Annotated in this window: 10 protein-coding genes; 8 read left to right on the forward strand and 2 right to left on the reverse strand. The window is 51.2% G+C overall.

Going from position 1 to position 21,538, the window contains the following annotated elements:
- The first annotated feature begins 1 nt into the window (after position 1).
- The 7 genes from hflC to H5336_RS22660 all read left to right on the forward strand — a co-directional run bounded on the left by hflC (position 2) and on the right by H5336_RS22660 (position 11,755).
- A complete protein-coding gene (gene hflC, locus H5336_RS15240; protein WP_185235112.1) occupies positions 2-874 on the forward strand; it encodes a protease modulator HflC in 873 nt (290 codons plus the stop codon).
- 89 nt (positions 875-963) lie between these two features.
- On the forward strand, positions 964-1,317 hold the full coding sequence (locus H5336_RS15245; RefSeq protein ID WP_185235113.1) for a hypothetical protein: 354 nt from the start codon (positions 964-966) through the stop codon (positions 1,315-1,317).
- Positions 1,298-1,486, forward strand: coding sequence for a DUF2065 domain-containing protein (locus H5336_RS15250; RefSeq protein WP_185235114.1), 189 nt, complete (start codon positions 1,298-1,300; stop codon positions 1,484-1,486). The genes H5336_RS15245 and H5336_RS15250 overlap by 20 nt, the downstream gene beginning before the upstream one ends.
- A gap of 100 nt (positions 1,487-1,586) precedes the next feature.
- Complete coding sequence (locus H5336_RS15255) at positions 1,587-2,768, forward strand: ATP phosphoribosyltransferase regulatory subunit (RefSeq protein ID WP_185235115.1); 1,182 nt, start codon at positions 1,587-1,589, stop codon at positions 2,766-2,768.
- An 81-nt stretch (positions 2,769-2,849) separates the two neighbouring features.
- Entirely contained in the window at positions 2,850-4,142 is a 1,293-nt protein-coding gene (locus tag H5336_RS15260; RefSeq protein WP_185235116.1) for an adenylosuccinate synthase, read from the forward strand.
- 133 nt (positions 4,143-4,275) lie between these two features.
- On the forward strand, positions 4,276-5,511 hold the full coding sequence (locus H5336_RS15265) for a GAF domain-containing sensor histidine kinase (protein WP_185235117.1): 1,236 nt from the start codon (positions 4,276-4,278) through the stop codon (positions 5,509-5,511).
- 385 nt (positions 5,512-5,896) lie between these two features.
- Positions 5,897-11,755 (forward strand): thrombospondin type 3 repeat-containing protein, encoded by a 5,859-nt coding sequence (locus tag H5336_RS22660; protein ID WP_221628065.1) that lies wholly within the window; start codon positions 5,897-5,899, stop codon positions 11,753-11,755.
- A gap of 178 nt (positions 11,756-11,933) precedes the next feature.
- Here H5336_RS22660 and H5336_RS15280 read toward each other — a convergent pair whose 3' ends face one another.
- Entirely contained in the window at positions 11,934-19,148 is a 7,215-nt protein-coding gene (locus H5336_RS15280) for an FG-GAP repeat protein (RefSeq protein WP_185235118.1), read from the reverse strand.
- 264 nt (positions 19,149-19,412) lie between these two features.
- Here H5336_RS15280 and H5336_RS15285 point away from each other — a divergent pair, with 264 nt between their 5' ends.
- Positions 19,413-19,697, forward strand: a complete 285-nt coding sequence (locus H5336_RS15285; RefSeq protein WP_313557397.1) for a hypothetical protein — start codon at positions 19,413-19,415, stop codon at positions 19,695-19,697.
- 330 nt (positions 19,698-20,027) lie between these two features.
- On the opposite strand, the gene H5336_RS15290 is transcribed toward H5336_RS15285, so the two are convergent.
- Positions 20,028-21,482, reverse strand: a complete 1,455-nt coding sequence (locus H5336_RS15290) for a tagaturonate reductase (protein WP_185235119.1) — start codon at positions 21,480-21,482, stop codon at positions 20,028-20,030.
- Between the last annotated feature and the right edge of the window lie 56 nt (positions 21,483-21,538).

Below are 21,538 nucleotides of genomic sequence, written 5' to 3' on the forward strand. Positions count from 1 at the left end.
TATGACTAGTAGAGCTCTTTTCTCGCTTATTGGCGTTATCGTTGCGGTATTTTTATTGTTTAGCTCGCTGTTTATTGTTAATGAATACGAGCGCGGTGTGATGCTGCATTTGGGGCGTGTATCCAATGCGGATTTACAGCCGGGTCTGCATGCAAAAATTCCGTTTGTGCAAGAAGTGCGTAAGTTTGATGCGCGTATTTTGACGCTGGATGCTCGTGCCGAACGCTTTCTTACGGTCGAAAAGAAAAGCATGATGGTGGACAGTTTCGCCAAATGGCGCATTATTAATGTAGGTACTTACTACACCGCAACCAATGGTGAAGAGGCCCGCGCTAAGCGTCTGCTGGAGCAGCGTATCAATGAAGGTTTACGCAACCAGTTTGCTCAGCGTTCGTTGCAGGAGGTGGTTAGCGGTGAGCGTGAACAATTGATGGTTAATTTGACGAAGCAACTGAATGAGTTCACTCAGACCTCTTTGGGAATCGAGGTTGTGGATGTGCGAGTGAAGCGAATTGACTTGCCAACCGAGGTCAGTGGCCCAGTTTATAGTCGTATGCGTGCAGAGCGTGAGCGGGAGGCGCAGGAGCATCGCTCGAAAGGTAAGGAGCAAGCCGAGATTATTCGAGCAGACGCGGAGCGTCAGCGTACTATCCTTGAGGCTGAAGCCTACAGATCTGCTGAACTGCTGATGGGTGAAGGTGATGCTCAGGCGGCGTCTATTTATGCCTCTGCCTACACGCGGGACCCTGAATTCTATGCCTTTTTACGCAGCCTTTCGGCCTACCGTAAAACCTTTAACAGTAAAGAAGATATTCTGTTGGTGGATCCGGATAGCGAATTCTTCCGTTATCTGAAGAATTCAAAGGGTAAATAACGCAAAGAACCATGGTAAAATAAGAAAACCGGCTCCAATAGAGCCGGTTTTTTTATGCACAGGATGTGCGGTATGCGGTGAGTGCATGGATGCACAGGAACCGAGATGCACAGGATGTGCGGTATGCGGTGAGTGCATGGATGCACAGGAACCGAGATGCACAGGATGTGCGGTATGCGGTGAGTGCATGGATGCACAGGAACCGAGATGCACAGGATGTGCGGTATGCGGTGAGTGCATGGATGCACAGGAACCGAGATGCACAGGATGTACGGTGCAGGAAACTGCTTCGAGCGTTTTTACTCCCCGCGCGCCTTTTGGTCTACTGGCAGTTGCTTTCGCCGATCAAGGCTGGCGTCGCAGGTAATTGCAGCAGCCAAAACCCTGGTCGTGCAGGTGCGACCGTTCAAGAGTTACTGCATTATGTGGGAAGAGTTTGGTAAGGCGTTCTGTCTGATGTTGATCATGGAGGGGATAATGCCCTTTCTGTATCCTGATCGGTGGCGCAAGCTGGTTGCTACCTTGGCAACTATCAGCGACCGGGACTTGAGAGTGATGGGCCTGGTGAGCATGCTGATTGGCCTTGGTGTGTTGCTATTTTTAACGAATTAATTGTGTGCCGTTTGACGCTATACGCGTTTAACTTAACCTGATTAAATTGTATTTTTTGAACTTACATCTTTGAACATACACCTTTGAGATATGCGGAGCTATGAGTAGAGTGGATCGCTGGCTGTTGCCAGACGGTATCGAAGAAATGCTGCCTGAAGACGCGAGTAGGGTAGAAAGTTTACGTCGTCGATTGGTTGACGGTTTTCGGGGGTGGGGGTACGACTATGTTATTCCGCCAATGGTAGAATTTACCGATTCGCTGCTGACAGGTTCCGGAAGTGACATTGAGCTGCTGACCTTTAAAATTACAGACCAAATCTCTGGTAAGACCATGGGTATTCGCGCGGACATGACGCCACAGGCTGCGCGAATGGATGCGCACAGCCTAGACCGCGAAGGCGTGAATCGCCTTTGCTATGCAGGCCATGTGCTGCATACCCGCGCAAAAGCAGCATTGGCGTCGCGTACCCCTATTTGGGCTGGGGTTGAATTATTCGGCGAGCCAGGCATCGATGCTGATCTTGAAGTTATAAGCTTACTACTGGAATCACTGGCCACCGCGGGTTTTGAAAAGCAGTATATTGATATTGGTCACGTTGGCATCTTCCGCGCTTTAGCGGAAGTAGCCGAGCTAAGCGAAGCTGATGAAGAGGCTTTATTTACGCTGTTACAGGCCAAGGCAACGACGGAAATTGAGCAATGGTTAGAGGCATTCATTGCTGATGAGGACATACGTAACTGGTTTAATGAGTTGCCCCGGCTTTCGGGTGGCGTCAATGTTCTGACCAAAGCCCAAGCTGTGTTTGCCTATGCTCCCGCCGAAGTTGCTGCCGCGCTGGATGAACTGATTACACTGGCTGCAGTGTTGCAACCACGTTACCCGCAAGCACAGCTTCACTTTGATTTAAGTGAATTGCGTGGGTATCACTACCATACGGGTATTGTTTTCGGTGCGTTTGCGCCAGGTTTGGGTGAAGCTATTGCTAATGGTGGTCGTTACGACCATATCGGCCAAGCCTTTGGTCGGCCGCGCCCTGCTACGGGGTTCAATGTTGACCTCACCGCAATAAGTCGCGTTCAACAGAGCGAAAGCATTCGGGTATGGGGTATATTTGTTCCCGCCTCAGAAAGCGATAAGCAGTGGCAAAAGGTACGTGAATTGCGAGCGGCAGGAGATCGGGTCGTTATGGCGTTGTCCGGTCAGGAAAAACCGTTGGATCACCAGAGTTGTGACCGTGTTTTAATCGAAAATGGCGAAACGTTTGTTGTCGAAAGCCTGTAACAACACTCACAATACACAATATTTAAATGCAGGCTGCCTGAGGGTGGCTTTTAGTTCAATCGAAAAGAGCGTGTTTTAACAATGGGTAAAAATGTTGTGGTACTGGGCACCCAGTGGGGTGACGAGGGTAAAGGTAAGATAGTGGACCTGCTGACCGAGCAAGTAGGCCACGTTGCCCGCTTTCAGGGAGGGCACAACGCAGGCCATACGCTGGTAATCGAAGGCAAAAAAACTGTTTTGCATCTTATTCCCTCCGGTATTCTGCACGAAAGTGTGACCTGCTATATCGGCAACGGAGTGGTACTGGCTCCCGATGCATTGATGAAAGAGATCAAAGGGTTAGAAGAGCAGGGTGTGCCGGTTCGTCAACGATTGAAATTATCACCTGCCTGCCCGTTGATATTGCCCTACCACGTTGCCTTGGATCACGCGCGTGAAATCAAACGTGGTGACGCAAAAATTGGCACTACAGGTCGTGGCATTGGCCCAGCCTATGAAGATAAAGTATCTCGTCGTGGGTTACGCTTGGGCGACTTGTTGAACTCAGAGCGATTTGCTGAAAAATTGAAAGGGGTTTTGGAGTATCACAATTTTGCTCTCACGCAATACTACGGTGTAGAAGCGGTGAGTTATGACGCTGTTCTTGAAGAAGCTCTCGAGCTTGCGAAAGAACTGATTCCAATGATTGCCGATGTCACCAACGATCTGCACGAAGCCCGTGAAGCCAGCCAAGACATTTTATTTGAAGGTGCGCAAGGCTCATTGTTGGATATCGATCATGGTACTTACCCCTTCGTAACCTCTTCCAACACTACGGCCGGGGGCACCGCTACGGGGTCTGGCTTTGGTCCGCTCTATTTGGATTATGTGCTCGGTATCACTAAAGCCTACACTACACGCGTTGGTTCTGGCCCCTTCCCAACGGAGCTGGAATGTGAAGTGGGGGAATACCTAGGCGTTAAAGGCCATGAGTTTGGTGCAACCACCGGCCGTAAACGTCGTACCGGCTGGTTCGATGCTGTTGCGGTAAAACATGCGGTTCGTATTAATAGCATGAGCGGTATGTGTTTAACCAAGCTAGACGTGCTCGACGGTTTAAAAGAAGTGAAAATTTGCGTGGGCTACAAGACCAGTGCTGGGGACGTCGTGGGTATTCCTTGCGACGCCGAAGGTTGGGAAGATGTACAGCCGATATATGAGTCGATGCCTGGCTGGAGCGATTCGACCGTTGGTGTGCAGTCGCTCGAAGCGCTGCCCCAGGCAGCGAAAAACTATATTGCTCGCCTTGAAGAGCTGGTGGGTATTACTGTAGATATTATTTCTACAGGCCCCGATCGAGTGGAAACTATTGTACTGAGAAACCCTTTCGAATAGAGCGGGCTTTATTCCGTGTATGAATACCAAGGTCGCCATCAAAGGCGGCCTTTTTTATGCCTAAAATTCCTGCTGATTTGCCTATACTATGCTAGAGGCTTGCTCATATAAATTACGCTCAGGTTTAAGATCCATGGAATATCCCGCCTTTATCGAAGATCAGGACTATATGGATATGGACTCGTCGGTGCCGGAAACCGACCAGTTGCGCGCCATGTTAAGTAATCTCACGCGTATACATTTACTCTCGGCTAATAAATTTGATAGCTTCGACGATTTGATTCGTGAATACCTTATATCCGGCATAGAAGTGTTCGGCCTTGAAACGGGGATTGTCAGCCAAGTCACCAGCGAGGGCATCTATCGGGTTTGTGATGTGGTTAGTCCGCTAGAAATACTACACAAAGGTCAGGAGTTTCCAATAGAGGATACCTACTGCCGGGAGGTTGTTAGAAGTAACAAAGTATTGGGTTTTCCTGAGGTTGGTAAGCTGGATTATATGAACTGCCATCCGGTCTATCAGAATTTGAAATTAGAGGCCTACTTATCTTCCCCCATTTTTGTCGGCGACACCCTATTCGGTACGTTTAACTTCACCTCTATCGAGCCAAGAGCGCGGGGGTTTTCCAAGCATGAGCGGAATCTTATATTGCTAATGGCTAACTCCATAGGTTCTTTTATTCTTTTGCGAAATAAAGAAGATAAGCTGGTGGAATTAAATGAACGCATCAAACGGTTTGTTGGTTATGTGGCCCATGATTTACGTAACCCATTGGGCTCAATCATCGGCTTCGCGAAAATGGGTGTCATGCCAAAGACCAGCGAAGCGAGGCGTTTGGATATTTTTGCAAGAATCGAAAAAACAGGGGAGCAAGCGCTGGAGTTTGTATCATCGATTTTAGAAAATGCGGCGCTAAGTGCAGGGAAAATATCAGTTGAGTTGGAGGTCGTGGAGGTGAAAGCGATGTTTGACGAGGCAATAGCATCGGTAGAACTCTATGCCAACACTTCGGGTACCAAATTACTTGTACAGATTGAGGAAAGTGCGTGTGTCCGTTGTGACATGAGCCGCTTAAATCAAAGCTTGATGAATCTATTGATTAACGCCATTAAATACTCGCCAGTAAATGGCACCGTTATGCTGCGAGCGCAGCGGGAAGAGGATGCGTGTCGAATAGATGTAATCAATAAGATGGAAGTTAAGCCAAAGCCCATGACCGGTGAGAACCTGAAGTTATATGGGTCGGTGGGATTTGGCTTGGATATTGTAGCGCAAGTCCTCGAAGCTCATGGTTCGGAGCTGGAAGTCAGTGAAACGCAAGAAACATATGTTGCTACATTTCGACTGCCGTTAGCAGTCTCTATGTGAAACCTGTGCTGCCATTTAAGAATGGCGCGCTTATACATAGATTAATTTTTCCAGGTAAAGCTTACGCCCTTTCGCTTTAGGGAATAACACTACACTTTTTAAGTATTTAAACCAAAGGTCTTTACTGAGGTTATTTCAGTGGGTTATTAAACCTTAGCCTGTCGTGTTCAATAAAATGGCGCAATGAATAAAGGTACAAAAAAGTTGCTCTAACTCTTTGATATTTAACAGGGTCAAAAAATCGGCTCTCTCGAACAGGCGTTCCACCTCCTCTATTAGCCATTACTGCACTACAACTATCGTCGCGCTATTTCCTTCCTATACTTTTTTTTCGATTGCCTCCGTTTGGGCGAGGCCGATTTTAAAATAGTCAGGGAACCTGTTTATGTCACCTTCCAGTAAGCCTTCAGTAAATCGACGAAATTATTTTTCGAAATTCGGCATTATTGTTTATTTATCTCTTACCGGCTGGTTAGCCGGATGTGATTCCGGCGGAGACGGTATATCGCTTGGAGGCATTATTCCAACGGGTGAGCCAACAACCGAGCCTAGCGTTGCGCCAACGGCTGTTCCGCCCCTTCAATTACAAGGCTCTGCAGTAGACGGCCCTATAGCAAATGCAGATGTGGCGGTGTACCGAGTAGATCCCTCCGTGGACAATTTGCAGGGCGTATTACTTGATGAAGGAGAGACCGACGCACAAGCACAATTCACCGGTTTGGAAATTGATGCTGATGAAGCTGGGCCTTTTCTTATAGTCGTAACGGCGGATGAGGACACCGTTGACCTGAATACCGGCAACGCTCCTATTATTTCTGAGGTGCGTACAATTCTGACGCAGGAGCGAGCGAGTCAGCCGGTATATGCAACACCACTTACCACTATGGCGGTCGCGCTTACGGTAGCAAAAGCCGACGATGATGGCAGTGTCACGCTGGATGAAATAACCGATGGTTTGGACGCCGCCGCCGCCGAAGTGGTGTCGGCATTAGGTTTTGGCATGGATGACGATGTTGATATTTTTACTGCGCCGCCAATGGTTACCGACGAAACCGATACCGAAGAGGAACTGGAAGAAGTGGCGCAATACCGAACGGCGATTTCCGGTGCGGCGGCGATTATTTTCCAGATACAGGCCAACAGTGAAAATACCACAACAGACAATGTGATGGCCTCGTTGGCTGACGACCTTTCCGATGGCAATATCGATGGTCAGAACAGTGAAAATGAAGCGCTTGATGAATATGTGGCCGGTGATGCGGCTATTATTGTCGAGACAGACCCCGCAAATCTCATTGTACCGGGTACCAATAAAACCGTAGAAGAGGCTGAGCAATTACTTGACGAAGAGTCTGCGGACACGGGTACTACCACGGACACCTCAGGTCTTGCGGATGGCTCTATTAGTGCCAAAGCAGAGCCGGGTGAGGTTGATACCGATCGTGACGATGATGGTGTACTTAACTCGGAAGACGCATTCCCTAACGACCCTGAAGAAAGCATTGATACTGATGGCGACGGTGTTGGTAACAACGGTGATGACGATGATGATAGCGATGGCGTGCCCGATAGTCTGGATGCCTTTCCGTTGGATGGGTCCGAAAAAGCGGACACTGATGGCGATGGCACAGGTAATAATGCCGATACCGATGACGATGGCGATGGCGTAGCCGACAGCGAAGACGACTTCCCACTTGATGCCACCGCATCAGATGCAACCGATGTTGATGGTGATGGCTGGCCAGCAGAACAAGATCCCAATGACGACGACCCTCAAAATCCGGGCATAGGCTTTGTTGATAGCGACGGCGATGGCTTGGGCAATAGTGTCGATAGCGACGACGATAATGATGGTGTGATCGACGCCCAAGATGACTTACCTTTAGATGAAACTGAATCGTCCGATTTTGATGGTGATGGTGTTGGTGACAACAAAGATGACGATATTGATGGCGATGGTGTGGCAAATCATACCGGTGGTAATGATGTTGCCAACACCTCTGCCAATAGGGCTGAGGGCGGGGATGCCTTTCCGTTCAATCCAAACGAAAATTCCGATTTGGATAAAGACGGTATTGGCGACAACAAAGACCCTGATGCCGATGGCGACGGTCTTGCGGATGCAATAGACCCTGACCCAACGGATAAAGACAGCGATGATGACGGCGTGCGTGATGGCGTCGATGCATTACCGGCCGATCCCAATGAAACGCTCGACTCCGATGATGACGGAGTGGGCAATAACGGTGATAACTGCAAGTTCGTCGCCAATACAAATCAGTTGGATAGTGACGAGGATGGCGATGGCAATGCCTGTGACAGCGATGATGACAACGACGGAGTTGTCGACACTGAAGATGACTTTCCCCTCGACCCTAACGCTTCAGAAGCTACCGATGCCGATGGTGACGGCTGGCCAGTGGGGCAGGACACTGACGACACCAATGCCAGCGTTCCAGGGCGCGACTACGTAGACACCGATGGCGACGGTGCAGCCGACGATGGTGGTGCTGCGCCAGATGGTGATGACGACAATGACGGTGTGAACGATGCCGACGATGCCTTTCCCACTAACCCAGAGGAACATGCCGACGCGGATCAGGATGGCACTGGTGACCGGGGTGATCTGGATGATGATAACGATGGCGTAAACGACGATGTCGACGCCTTTCCCTATGATGATGGAGAAAGTGTAGATACCGACGCTGATGGCTATGGCGATCAGTCCGACAGCTGCCCGAATGACGCGGGCCCTCAAACCGACAGTGACGAAGATGGTCAGGGCGATGCCTGCGACAGCGATGACGACAACGACGGAGTTGCCGACGATGATGATCGCTTTCCTCTGAACCCGCAGGAGTCGCGCGACACCGACGGCGATGGTGTGGGTAACAATGAAGATACCGATGACGATGGCGATGGTTTGAGCGATGACGTAGAGAAAGATAGCGGCACCGACCCCATGCATCGTGACACCGATCGGGATGGTACCGACGACGGCGATGACAATTGCCCTATAGTCGCCAATGCGGATCAAGAAGACGGTGACGGCGACAGTGTGGGTAATCTGTGTGATGACCCGCCCGACCTTTCTGGTTATTACCTGCTGGATATCACCGTAAACAGTGTGGAGGTAGAAGCTTCAACCACAGAGTGGCAGGAAATGGCAGACCAAGATTGTGATGATGAAGCCGGTCGAATGACTTCAGAAGTTGCACTCTTTTCGCAGGACGGAACCGAATTCAAACTGCACTTCGTAGAAGATGAGTTTCGTGGTGAAGATGCTGGCCGAGGTACAGTGAATGCGCTTGGGCAAGTGGTTATTGAGGATCATGGTGATTATCAAATGCCCGACGGCCGCAAGGAGGAGAAACACTTGGTATTCCAAGGCTTGATGGATGTTTCAACGGGCGTTATCAGCGGCAGTGTGGATGAGTCCCGCCGTGTCATGCAGGCTGATGGAACACTGGGCTATAGCTGCCATTCCATGATGTCAGTGACTATGACGGTTATGCCTGAGGTAGCGTCCTATCCAGTATTGGATGCCGATGGTGCAGACGGCGGTTTCTATACAACCGAAAGTGATGAGCACTATAACGATATGGGCCAACATTCACTCATGTTCTCCTATAGCTTGCTTAATACTGAGGGTGATAATGCTTTTAGTTGGGATGCCGAAAATGCCACCTGGGTAGCAATAACGGACGATCGCGATGGTTTGATTCTCACCGCTTCCGGCTGGTTGGCGGCCTCCGGTAGTATGACCGTGGAAGCCAGTGGTGATAGCGCCGTGGTGTCTGAAGTGACCAGTACCGGAGTCCTTATTAACGCTTGGACGGTCAGTGCCTTTGCGCTTTCGGCTGAAGGCAAGCCGATGGCAAATTTGGTGGATCGTAATTGGGTGCGTGAAGGCCTAGTTGACCCAGCAGAGACATTTGGCGCTGGCGTTAAGGCAATTGCCATTGAGGCCGAAAGCCAGAACGCCGTGTACGAGGTTTACTGTGGCGATGACGATTGGATGGATACTGGCCTAGATTGCGCTAACGGGTTGGCCGCGAGCTGGAGTGACGACGGTACACCGGTACTGGCAACAACATTGGCTGATGTGGTTCATGCCGATGATGCGGCGATAGAAGCTGGATGGCAGGGGCTTTGGGTAGCCAGATCTCACGAAGGTGATGGTGAGCTGCGTGCCTACCTACAGGGTTCTGACACCAGTGGCGCCGAAGGCAGTAGTGGTACCGCTACTTTCTATATTGACCATTTTGATCTTGGCCTAGAGCCGTTGATGGATGCCGATGGTTTAGCGGTAACGGCTCAGTGGACGGTTAGTGATCCGCTCGACAATGACACTGACCTTATCCTCTCGTTTGAGCTGCCAGAAATGGTAGTGCACGAGTTTGATACCGAAAGTGGCGATGCGGCCATTATTCTCGCGGTGGTTGAAGATGCCACGAGTGGCGTAGATTATCTGCGTGAAGGGCGTATGCGAGCGGCGGGTGAAATATACCGTGATGCAGGCCTTAATGCTCCCGGTGGAGATGCTGCACAGGCGAACTTTGACTACGTACCACCCGAACAACCAAGCGGTGAGCCCTCGGGTGAACCTAGTGGCGAGCCTTCCGGAGAACCCTCTGGCGAACCCTCTGGCGAACCCAGTGGAAACCCTTCTGGTGAACCCAGTGGCGAGCCCACAGGTGAACCCGCAAGAGATGTTGATGGTGACGGCAAGCCCGATATGGATGACAACTGTCCCCTCATCGCCAACGATACTCAGGCAGACACCGATACCGACGGTTTGGGAGATGCTTGTGACTTTACCTTTGAAGAGATCTTCGGTGTCTATATGGCGGAGTTGAGCTTCACTGCCAATAGTACCGAGTTCGACTACGAAACAGGCCAATGTGTAGACGCTGAGCCCGGCAATTTCTTCCTCGAGACGGAAACCCTAGGTAATCAGGTGTTTATCAAAATTAAGGATGAAGACGAGGACGACGGTCTGGGTATGATCATCGATGCCAACAACGACCTGGTGTTAGTGGGCGGTGACAACTTTTCTGGTACGGGCACTTTTAACCCCACAGCCAATACTTTTACTTTCACCTTCAACGATAGCTGGACAAACGATGACGGCACCGTGCAATGCGCTTCAACAGGTACTGTAAACGCGACCGGGCCAGACTCAGTGGTTGAAGAAACCGCGCTGACCACGGGCATTAGCTGGATGGAAGGCGACGCCTGGGACAGTGATGGGGATGGAGTTGATGACCAATTCGAATACGAATACGGCACTATCCAGGTGGGGCAGTTGGAAGTAGCGACCGAGTGGGATACTACCAGTAGCGCATGGGTGGATCTGCTAGCCGCCGATGCTGAAGATAGAGGCCTGCTAATCTCAACGGGCATCGCAGTAATACAGGACCTCGTTGTAGTCGATGGTTTTGTAGACCCAACCAACGGTGAAACGGCCATTATTAAAATGACCGAAGATGGAACGGCAGTAGATCATCAGATCATGCACGTTGAGCTAGAGGCATTCGATATTGCCGGCTTGCCGGTACTGGCATTGGCCGACGATTTTGCGCAGGGCCTCGATGAAACGCTCACATTCAGTGCGGGTGCGGTGGCATATATTGGCCACATTCAAAACCAGAGCGATACTTACGAGTTCTGGTGTGATGAAGACCACGATGATTGGTTTGCAGCCAACCTAACGTGTGACAACATCGTTGCCACCAGCTGGTTTGAAACCTCGGTAGGGTCGGGTAACTGGGACCCAGTCCCAGCAACCGATTTGGATGATATCGTGAACACCAATGCCGACCTCACCAACGGCACCTATGTGGGCCAGATCTGGGTGGGCGAAGGTTATGAGGCTGACCAAGGCTTCAATGTAGAGGCGGTATTCTTTTCCTCCAGTGGCAACGCGGCCGACGAGACCTTGCTTGTGGCGTTTATCCAGAATAACCACGCAGACGGTTCACGCGATTCCATTGGTGAAGCCATCGTAATCAGTACCACCATGGGCAGTATTCCCGTACTCGCTTTTGAGATTCCCGACAACATTCTCCACAGGGTGGGGCGCGACGAAGAAGATAAGCACCGTTTCGTATTCGAAGAGAGTGACCTAGAGGGCACGCAATATGTACGGCAGGGTTACATGAGCCCGGCAGGCATCGCCTTTACAGATTTGATGTTTAACATCACTGCACGCGACGATATTGCCGATAATTTTAGTCCCTAATCTGTAACGGATTGATTGGCATTTCTGCAAAGCCCGCTTCGGCGGGCTTTTTTGTGGGCGAACATAAACTCTACAATTTATGGGTTTTATGATTTCGCAGGGGAAAAGTGGTGCTGTAAAAATAAAAAACCACCACTCTCAGAAGAGTGATGGTTTGGGTAGAGTATGCCGAACGTGTTTAGTGAACGGTTATCTGCGTTGGTAAATCGCTGGCCAGAATATTTTCCCCCGCGTTAAGCAGGTACAGTGGCTCCAAGGTCAGCTGTAATTCCGCAGCCGCCCCAGCAGATCCGTAGAGATCCAGCGCAAGGCTGTCCCAGGTTTCACCGCCCTGCAGTTGCAAGTAAGTCTCCTGGGGCTCACCGTTTTCGTAGATACGTACATTACTGAAGCGGTTATCGCAGCCCAGATTTTTATCGTCGTCGCACATAAAAAACAGGTAGTTAAAGCTACCCGAATAGAAATCGCCCACCGGAATTTCAAACGATTCAAAATCACCGCTAGCACCGTACTGGTAATTTGAGCGTCCCCAATTTTGTGTGCCCGCGAGGCGGAAGGTACGGTTGCTGGATATACCGAGGTTGTTGTCGAAGCCCAGTCCCAGAATTTCAGCGATTTCCGCTGCGGCAAAATCCACGGCCAAAATGGTATTGGCTGTAACCTGATAACTTAGGTTAACCGCTTGCCAGCGGTTGCTGTTGAGGTGCAGGGTATTACCGTCGTCTTCAACGGCAACAAAGCCGAGATTGGATTTGTCTTGGCTGCCGCCATAGGCCAGTGGTGGGCGTTCGCTGAAGTTGATGGTGGTGATGTTAGGTTGTGATAAAGCGGCGTTATTGAGGGTATAAACCGTGGCGGCATCGGAGGGGTTAGTACCTAACTGATATTCCTCCAAGTTTGTGAAGCCGTCATTGTCCAAGTCCGTTGAGGCATCTGAGGCGTCGAAGGGGTTCAAGCCGTAGGTGGTTTCCCAAAGGTGGGGTAGGCCATCGTTGTCGTTGTCGCCCTGAAGTGAGTAAACGTAGGCTCTGCCGTAACCGCCGAGACTGCCGCTAATGTAGTTGTCACTTACAAGTAACTCGTTAAAGCCATCGCCATCGGTATCACCCATATTAGCCAGGCCGATTCCGTAGTTGGTGTTGAACGGACTGTTGATTTGAGCGAGTTCTAGCCCCGTTTTACCGGAATACAGGTGAACGGTCGGGTTAATGCCATCGCTGAAACGATAGCCTCGGGCTGCTACTAGGAAGTCATCGTAGCCATCGAGGTTCATATCGCCGGCGGAGGCCACGTTATACCCGAAGCTGGTAAAGGCGGCCGAGCCTTGTAACTGATGGATAAGCGAACCATCGATGCCCGAGTAAGCGTACACGGCGCCGGTATAACTCCCTGCGCTGGTGTCAAGCTGGGCGCCCACTAACAGATCGTTGATACCGTCCCCGTCTAAATCACCACCGCTGGCGATTGCTCTACCAAAGTAGGAATAGTCAACACCGTCTTCCTGTTCGAACAGCAGGCTACCGTCTGCACCGGAGTATACTTCTAGGGCGCCGCGGCTGTTGGCTTGGGTACCCAGAGCAAACTCGCTTAGGCCGTCGCCATCTAGATCACCGGGCATTGCAACTGCCGGAGGCAATGAGGTTGGGCCGACGACAGTGTGTTCAAATAGCAGGCTGGCGTCGGCACCCGAGTAAACCCGTGCGCGCTGGCTTTGTTCGGCGCCTTCTAGCGCCATCATGCCGAGAATAAAATCGGGGATGCCGTCGCCGTTAACGTCTTCGCCTCCGGCGGCGGTAGTGGCTAGGTTCACTTCAATACCATCGCCCTCTAGGGTAAATAGCACTGTGCTGTCGACGGCCGATACTACGAGGGCTACACCACTGTCAGTACCGTTTATGTCGGAGTGCGGGGCACCAATTACCAAATCACTGAGACCATCGCCGTTGAGGTCACCAACCGCTGCCAAGCTTCCGCCGAGACGATAGTGGGCGGCGTTATTATTTACGATGGTATTGATAAGGCTGTGATCAGCGCCGGAGTATACGTACACCGCGCCATATGCACTGCCGGGGTGAGCGTCAGGTGCTGACACAGCATAGTCAGCAATACCGTCACCGTTCAGGTCATTAAGGGCTGCTAAGGCTCGGCCGAGTGAATCGTTGCTACTGGTTTCATGCACCTGAACTAGGGGAAGAGTTGGGTCCAGCAGTGCTGTATCGTCACCATCCAGAACCGTATCTCCGTCGGTATCACGTAGCTCGGGGTTGGAGCCAAGCGCAATTTCCTGCTCATCGGTTAGGCGGTCGTTATCATCATCGGGGTCAATCGCATTGGGCAGGTTGTCGCCATCAGTATTATCGTTATATACGAGTGGGTCAGTACCAAGGCTGAGTTCCGTGCCGTCGCTGAAGGTATCGCTATCGGAATCGGCCAACAGTGGGTTGGTGCCTAAGGTAGCTTCTTCAGTGTCGCTCAAGCCGTCGTTGTCATCGTCACTGTCGCTGTTATTACCTGAGCCGTCGCCGTCAGTATCCAGAGACTCGTTGCTATCGGTGGGGAAGGCATCGATACCGTCATTTATACCGTCTCCATCGGTATCACTGGCCGTTGGATTAGTGCCGAGTATGGCTTCGTCGAAGTTACTCAGGCCATCATCGTCGCTATCAAGCGCCCCTTCGTCAGTATCGGTTGTAGGGTCAAAACCGTAGGAAACTTCCCAGCCGTCTTCCAATCCATCGCCGTCACTGTCGATTTGATGGGGATCGGTGTTGACATTGAACTCCTCTAAGTTGGAGAGACCATCGTTGTCCAAATCCCATTCAGCGTCTGAAGGGTCTGTGGGCATCAGGCCATTGGCCAGCTCGAAGTCATCGGGCATGCCATCTCCGTCACTGTCCACCACTCCACCGTTGTTCTCTATTTGGAACTCTTCCAGATTGGTGAGACCGTTGCCGTCATTGTCTAATAGGGCATCGTAAGTATCGAAGTCGCTGAACATGCGCGCCTCTTCCCATTCCCGGGGAATGCCATCGCGGTCGGAGTCTAATGAGTACTGTGGGTTCAGCGGATAATGATCTTCACCATCGAACATATAATCATTGTCAGTATCCGGGTTATTGGGGTCGGTACCCAGCTGGTACTCCTGCCTATTGGACAGGCGGTCGTTGTCCATATCCTCGAAGCTGTCGTGTCGAAAGGGGTCGGATCCGTTAGCGAACTCCCATTGATCGGGCAGTCCATCTTGGTCAGAATCCATGGCGTACTGTGGGTCAGTTGGTGCGACATCATCGCCATCAAAAAAACCATCGGCGTCGCTGTCGGGTTCGCTGGGGTCGGTACCTAACTGGAACTCCTGCAGGTTATTTAAACCGTCCTGGTCATTATCCTGTGTGGCGTCCAAGGGGTCGAAGGGGTAGAGGAAGCTGAAGCCATCTTCGTAAGCGTTGGGCAACCCGTCGTTATCGTCATCGATTTGATAGAGCGCATTGGTGGGGTAGAGGTCGTCAGCGTCAGGAGCGCCATCGGCATCGGAGTCTTCTAATCGCCAATCGGTGCCGGCCAGATATTCTTCCAGCAATGACAGGCCATCACCATCATCGTCCATTTGGGCATCGAAAGGCATCATTGGGTCAAAGCCGTTCACAATCTCCCAGGCATCGGGCAAACCGTCGCTATCAGAATCCAGCGCGCGGGTACGGTCAGTGGGGTAGAGGTCATCGCCATCTGGAATGCCATCCATGTCCGTATCGGGGTGCTGGGGGTCGGTGCCTGCAGCGAACTCGCCAGCGTTATTCAAGCCGTCGCTGTCGAAGTCAAAGCCGCCATCTTGGGTGTTGTAAGCATCAAGGTTATGAAGATACTCGTACCGATCGGGCATGGTGTCGCGGTCGGAGTCTAATGAGTACTGTGGGTTCAGCGGATAATGATCTTCACCATCGGGCATATAATCATTGTCAGTATCCGGGTTATTGGGGTCGGTACCCAGCTGGTACTCCTGCCTATTGGACAGGCGGTCGTTGTCCATATCCTCGAAGCTGTCGTGTCGAAAGGGGTCGAAGTCGTTAGCGAACTCCCATTGATCGGGCAGTCCATCTTGGTCAGAATCCATGGCGTACTGTGGGTCAGTTGGTGCGACATCATCGCCATCAAAAAAACCATCGGCGTCGCTGTCGGGTTCGCTGGGGTCGGTACCTAACTGGAACTCCTGCAGGTTATTTAAACCGTCCTGGTCATTATCCTGTGTGGCGTCCAAGGGGTCGAAGGGGTAGAGGAAGCTGAAGCCATCTTCGTAAGCGTTGGGCAACCCGTCGTTATCGTCATCGATTTGATAGAGCGCATTGGTGGGGTAGAGGTCGTCAGCGTCAGGAGCGCCATCGGCATCGGAGTCTTCTAATCGCCAATCGGTGCCGGCCAGATATTCTTCCAGCAATGACAGGCCATCACCATCATCGTCCATTTGGGCATCGAAAGGCATCATTGGGTCAAAGCCGTTCACAATCTCCCAGGCATCGGGCAAACCGTCGCTATCAGAATCCAGCGCGCGGGTACGGTCAGTGGGGTAGAGGTCATCGCCATCTGGAATGCCATCCATGTCCGTATCGGGGTGCTGGGGGTCGGTGCCTGCAGCGAACTCGCCAGCGTTATTCAAGCCGTCGCTGTCGAAGTCAAAGCCGCCATCTTGGGTGTTGTAAGCATCAAGGTTATGAAGATACTCGTACCGATCGGGCATGGTGTCGCGGTCGGAGTCTAATGAGTACTGTGGGTTCAGCGGATAATGATCTTCACCATCGGGCATATAATCATTGTCAGTATCCGGGTTATTGGGGTCGGTACCCAGCTGGTACTCCTGCCTATTGGACAGGCGGTCGTTGTCCATATCCTCGAAGCTGTCGTGTCGAAAGGGGTCGAAGTCGTTAGCGAACTCCCATTGATCGGGCAGTCCATCTTGGTCAGAATCCATGGCGTACTGTGGGTCAGTTGGTGCGACATCATCGCCATCAAAAAAACCATCGGCGTCGCTGTCGGGTTCGCTGGGGTCGGTACCTAACTGGAACTCCTGCAGGTTATTTAAACCGTCCTGGTCATTATCCTGTGTGGCGTCCAAGGGGTCGAAGGGGTAGAGGAAGCTGAAGCCATCTTCGTAAGCGTTGGGCAACCCGTCGTTATCGTCATCGATTTGATAGAGCGCATTGGTGGGGTAGAGGTCGTCAGCGTCAGGAGCGCCATCGGCATCGGAGTCTTCTAATCGCCAATCGGTGCCGGCCAGATATTCTTCCAGCAATGACAGGCCATCACCATCATCGTCCATTTGGGCATCGAAAGGCATCATTGGGTCAAAGCCGTTCACAATCTCCCAGGCATCGGGCAAACCGTCGCTATCAGAATCCAGCGCGCGGGTACGGTCAGTGGGGTAGAGGTCATCGCCATCTGGAATGCCATCCATGTCCGTATCGGGGTGCTGGGGGTCGGTGCCTGCAGCGAACTCGCCAGCGTTATTCAAGCCGTCGCTGTCGAAGTCAAAGCCGCCATCTTGGGTGTTGTAAGCATCAAGGTTATGAAGATACTCGTACCGATCGGGCATGGTGTCGCGGTCGGAGTCTAATGAGTACTGTGGGTTCAGCGGATAATGATCTTCACCATCGGGCATATAATCATTGTCAGTATCCGGGTTATTGGGGTCGGTACCCAGCTGGTACTCCTGCCTATTGGACAGGCGGTCGTTGTCCATATCCTCGAAGCTGTCGTGTCGAAAGGGGTCGAAGTCGTTAGCGAACTCCCATTGATCGGGCAGTCCATCTTGGTCAGAATCCATGGCGTACTGTGGGTCAGTTGGTGCGACATCATCGCCATCAAAAAAACCATCGGCGTCGCTGTCGGGTTCGCTGGGGTCGGTACCTAACTGGAACTCCTGCAGGTTATTTAAACCGTCCTGGTCATTATCCTGTGTGGCGTCCAAGGGGTCGAAGGGGTAGAGGAAGCTGAAGCCATCTTCGTAAGCGTTGGGCAATCCGTCGTTATCGTCATCGATTTGATAGAGCGCATTGGTGGGGTAGAGGTCGTCAGCGTCAGGAGCGCCATCGGCATCGGAGTCTTCTAATCGCCAATCGGTGCCGGCCAGATATTCTTCCAGCAATGACAGGCCATCACCATCATCGTCCATTTGGGCATCGAAAGGCATCATTGGGTCAAAGCCGTTCACAATCTCCCAGGCATCGGGCAAACCGTCGCTATCAGAATCCAGCGCGCGGGTACGGTCAGTGGGGTAGAGGTCATCGCCATCTGGAATGCCATCCATGTCCGTATCGGGGTGCTGGGGCTCGGTGCCTGCAAAGAACTCTTGAGAATTACCCAGGCCGTCGCCATCGAGATCTTCACTGCCATCCTGCTGGTTATAATCAATGGTGCCATGGAGGTATTCATATTCGGCAGGCATACCATCGCGGTCATCATCGCGGGTGTAGTAGCCGTGTGTTGGGTAATGGTCATAGCCGTCCATCATGCCGTCTAGATCACTGTCAGGGTCGAGCGGGTGTGTGTTGGCCTTAAACTCTTGTAGATTGGTGAAGTTGTCTCCGTCTACGTCCGCCCATAAATCCTGCATGTAGGGGTCGGTACCCTCGGTAACCTCCCAAAAATCGGGCAGGGTGTCGCCATCGCTATCTTGCAGGTACTGTGGGTTGGTAGGTGCGGGGTCGAAGCCGTCAGAGAATGTGTCGCCGTCTGTGTCGGGGTTTTCAGGTGACGTGCCTGCAATAAATTCCTGCAGATTGGAGAGGCCGTCGAAATCAAAATCGAAACCGGCGTCTTCTGCGAATAGTGGGTCGAGAAAGTGTAACTTCTTCTCATACGCGTTGGGCAGGCCGTCACTGTCATCATCTAGTTGGTAGCTAAAAACTAGCGGAAACGCGTCAGTAGCGTCCAGACTACCATCGCGATCACTGTCTTTGTTGTTGGGGTTTGTTCCTAGCAAAAACTCTTGAAGGTTGGTGAGCCTATCGCTGTCGAAATCGGCTGCGGCATCTTCATTGAAATTCATGTCTAGGCCGTTAATAATTTCCCAGCTGTCGGGCAGGCCGTCTTCGTCGGTATCCGAAGCTACTCTTGGATTGACGGGGGCTAAATCAACTCCGTCATCAATACCATCAGTATCGGAATCTATGAGCAGAGGGTGGGTTCCCGCTTGATATTCCTGCAGGTTGGTGAGCAAATCACCATCCATATCGGCGTTGCTATCGGGCATGAAAAGATCGAACCCGTAAGCAGTCTCCCAAAGGTCAGGCATGCCATCGCCGTCACTGTCGGTCGTGTCGATTTGTGCGTTAACGTGGAGTGGTGTTACGGTGAGTAAAAAGACAGTGAAAATGGCGAAAATAAAGCGCGAACCTAGCATCATGAGCATCCCCTTCAATTGATATTCCTGTGTACCCGGGTATCAAATGCGAAAGTGCGACGGAGTTCAAGGGGGTAAATCAATAGTCGCACAAAAACGTGACTTGTGTTGTTAACCCTAATGTTTAACAGGGAATTTACGTTTTTGTGAACTTGCCGGTTACCCATATACACGTAATGTCGCAAAAATGATTATAAGAATCTCATTGTTTTATAGGGATTGCTATATACTGTTACCACACGTAACAAATGAAGTGGGTGTACATCTGTGAACGCATTTATACGATTGATTGTGTTACCTGCTGCGCTGCTCTCAGCGAATGTCATGGCTTCGGATGGCTTGACTTTAGAGCAATTGACGTCAGCGAAAGCCGTTGTGGCTGAGTACAAGGAGTTACGTAAGACCTGTGCAGGCACTGTTGGAGAAGAGCGCAAGCAGTGCTTCAAGGTATTGAATGATGCAAACGCAAGCTACCAAAATGCCAAAAAAGAGTTGGCAAGCTTACGTATTCACGACGATACAAATGTGCATCTGGTGAGCCAGGCTTACTAAGTAGTAAAAAGTCGATTTACAAAAAACCGATTGCCGGCAACAGCAATCGGTTTTTTTATGCACAGGATGTGCGGTATGCCGCGAAGGCCAAGGATGGCCGAGCAGAAAATTGCTCCTCGGCAATTACGTCCTGTGTTGCTTTAACTTGCTACATTCCTGTATCGATGCATTTTCCGTGCTTTCGCCAGTTAATCGTCATGCGAACGAGATGAGTGCGGCTGCTGCCGCAAGCCTCCGGTGTATTCAATTTTATCTGTGGATATATCGGCCATATAAAAAAGGCCCTCACGCGAAGCGTAAGAGCCTTTTCGCTCAGGTCTAACTTAAGGTTTATGCGCTGGCAATAGTACCGGCAATACCTTTTTCCAAAATGGCAACAACGTTGTTACCTACTAGCTCGGCCAGGCCATCCAGTTCGGTCAGATCCTGACCCCAGAAATCGGCATTAGCCAAGAACGCATTTACAACCGCTTTGGCAGAATCGGCAGAGCCATCGTATTGCTTCCAAGAGTTTGCGGCGAAATCGAGCACTGACTGGTCGTCGTTCAACGCAATTTCTTTACCGTTTACTTCACCTTTGTAGAAAGTAATCAGCGAGGCGAGTGAGTAACAGAGCTTAGAAGGCAGTGCGCCTTTACGGGCTATATACTCAGTAACCGAAGGCAGTACGCGGGTTTTGAACTTGGATACAGAGTTCAGTGAAATACTCATTAGCGCGTGCTTGAGGAACGGGTTGCGAAAGCGGTCCAAGACATCGTTGGAGAACTGTTTCAGCTCGTCGTCTGGGAGGTCGAGAGTAGGTACGATTTCATCGAAGATCGCGCCCTTAATATAAGCACCCACCACGTCGTCTTCAACTGATTCACGTACATGCTCGATACCGTATAGGTAAGAAACCGGTACCATAGTGGTGTGTGCACCGTTGAGAATTCGAACTTTACGGGTGCGGTACGGTTCCATGTTGTCGGTGAAGACCACGTCTAGGCCGCACTGCTCGGAAGGAATTTCGTCTTTAACCGATGCCGGGCCTTCGATAACCCACAAATGGAATTGCTCACCTTCAACCACCAAGTTGTCTTGATAGCCTAGCTCTTGTAATAGGCTGTCGATTTTGTCGCGGGGGTAGCCCGGTACAATGCGGTCAACTAGGGTGTTACAGAAAACGTTGGCGTCTTTCACCCAAGCTTTAAACGCATCACTCAGGCCCCAATCGTCGGCGTATTGCAAAATGATCTTGCACAGGTTATCGCCGTTACGGTCGATGAGCTCGCAAGGGATAATGATCAGACCTTTGTCGGTAGCTCCAGCAAAGGCTTCAAAGCGGTGGTGCAGCAATGCGGCCATTTTAGCTGGGAAGCTACTGGGTGGCGCGTCGTCCAGTTTGTCGCCTTTGTGGTAGGCAATACCGGCTTCGGTAGTATTGGAGATTACGAAGCGCAGGTCATCACTGGCGGCAACGGCTTTCAAGGCATCGAAATCCAGGTAGGGGTCGATACCGCGTTGTATACAGTCGATAACTTCGTTTTCGCTTACGGCTTCGCCATTTTTAATACCGTTGAGGTAAATGGTGTAAAGGCCGTCTTGATCGTTGAGCATTTTAATCAGGCCCTTGTCGATGGGCTGCACGGCTACCACACCGCCGTCGAATCCGGCCTCTTTATTCATTTTGTTGATCATCCAATCAACGAATGCACGTAGAAAGTTACCTTCTCCAAACTGCAGCACGCGCTCTTTGTATACAGGAGCTTGGTGGGTGGAACGATTAAGTTGTGGTAAGTCGCTCATATCTCGAAGCCTTTTATTGTCAAGAATATTGGTAAACCAGATGGTGCGGCGTGGTT

Source organism: Teredinibacter franksiae, assembly GCF_014218805.1.
Taxonomy (GTDB): Bacteria; Pseudomonadota; Gammaproteobacteria; order Pseudomonadales; family Cellvibrionaceae; genus Teredinibacter; species Teredinibacter franksiae.

What these genes read in the sequence shown, in the direction of transcription:
- H5336_RS15260 (WP_185235116.1), top strand. Translation starts at nt 2,850, where the DNA reads ATGGGTAAAAATGTTGTGGTACTGGGCACCCAGTGGGGTGACGAGGGT.
- H5336_RS15245 (WP_185235113.1), top strand. Translation starts at nt 964, where the DNA reads ATGCACAGGAACCGAGATGCACAGGATGTGCGGTATGCGGTGAGTGCA.
- H5336_RS15290 (WP_185235119.1), bottom strand. Translation starts at nt 21,482, where the DNA reads ATGAGCGACTTACCACAACTTAATCGTTCCACCCACCAAGCTCCTGTA.
- H5336_RS22660 (WP_221628065.1), top strand. Translation starts at nt 5,897, where the DNA reads ATGTCACCTTCCAGTAAGCCTTCAGTAAATCGACGAAATTATTTTTCG.
- hflC (WP_185235112.1), top strand. Translation starts at nt 2, where the DNA reads ATGACTAGTAGAGCTCTTTTCTCGCTTATTGGCGTTATCGTTGCGGTA.
- H5336_RS15265 (WP_185235117.1), top strand. Translation starts at nt 4,276, where the DNA reads ATGGAATATCCCGCCTTTATCGAAGATCAGGACTATATGGATATGGAC.
- H5336_RS15255 (WP_185235115.1), top strand. Translation starts at nt 1,587, where the DNA reads ATGAGTAGAGTGGATCGCTGGCTGTTGCCAGACGGTATCGAAGAAATG.
- H5336_RS15250 (WP_185235114.1), top strand. Translation starts at nt 1,298, where the DNA reads ATGTGGGAAGAGTTTGGTAAGGCGTTCTGTCTGATGTTGATCATGGAG.
- H5336_RS15280 (WP_185235118.1), bottom strand. Translation starts at nt 19,148, where the DNA reads ATGATGCTAGGTTCGCGCTTTATTTTCGCCATTTTCACTGTCTTTTTA.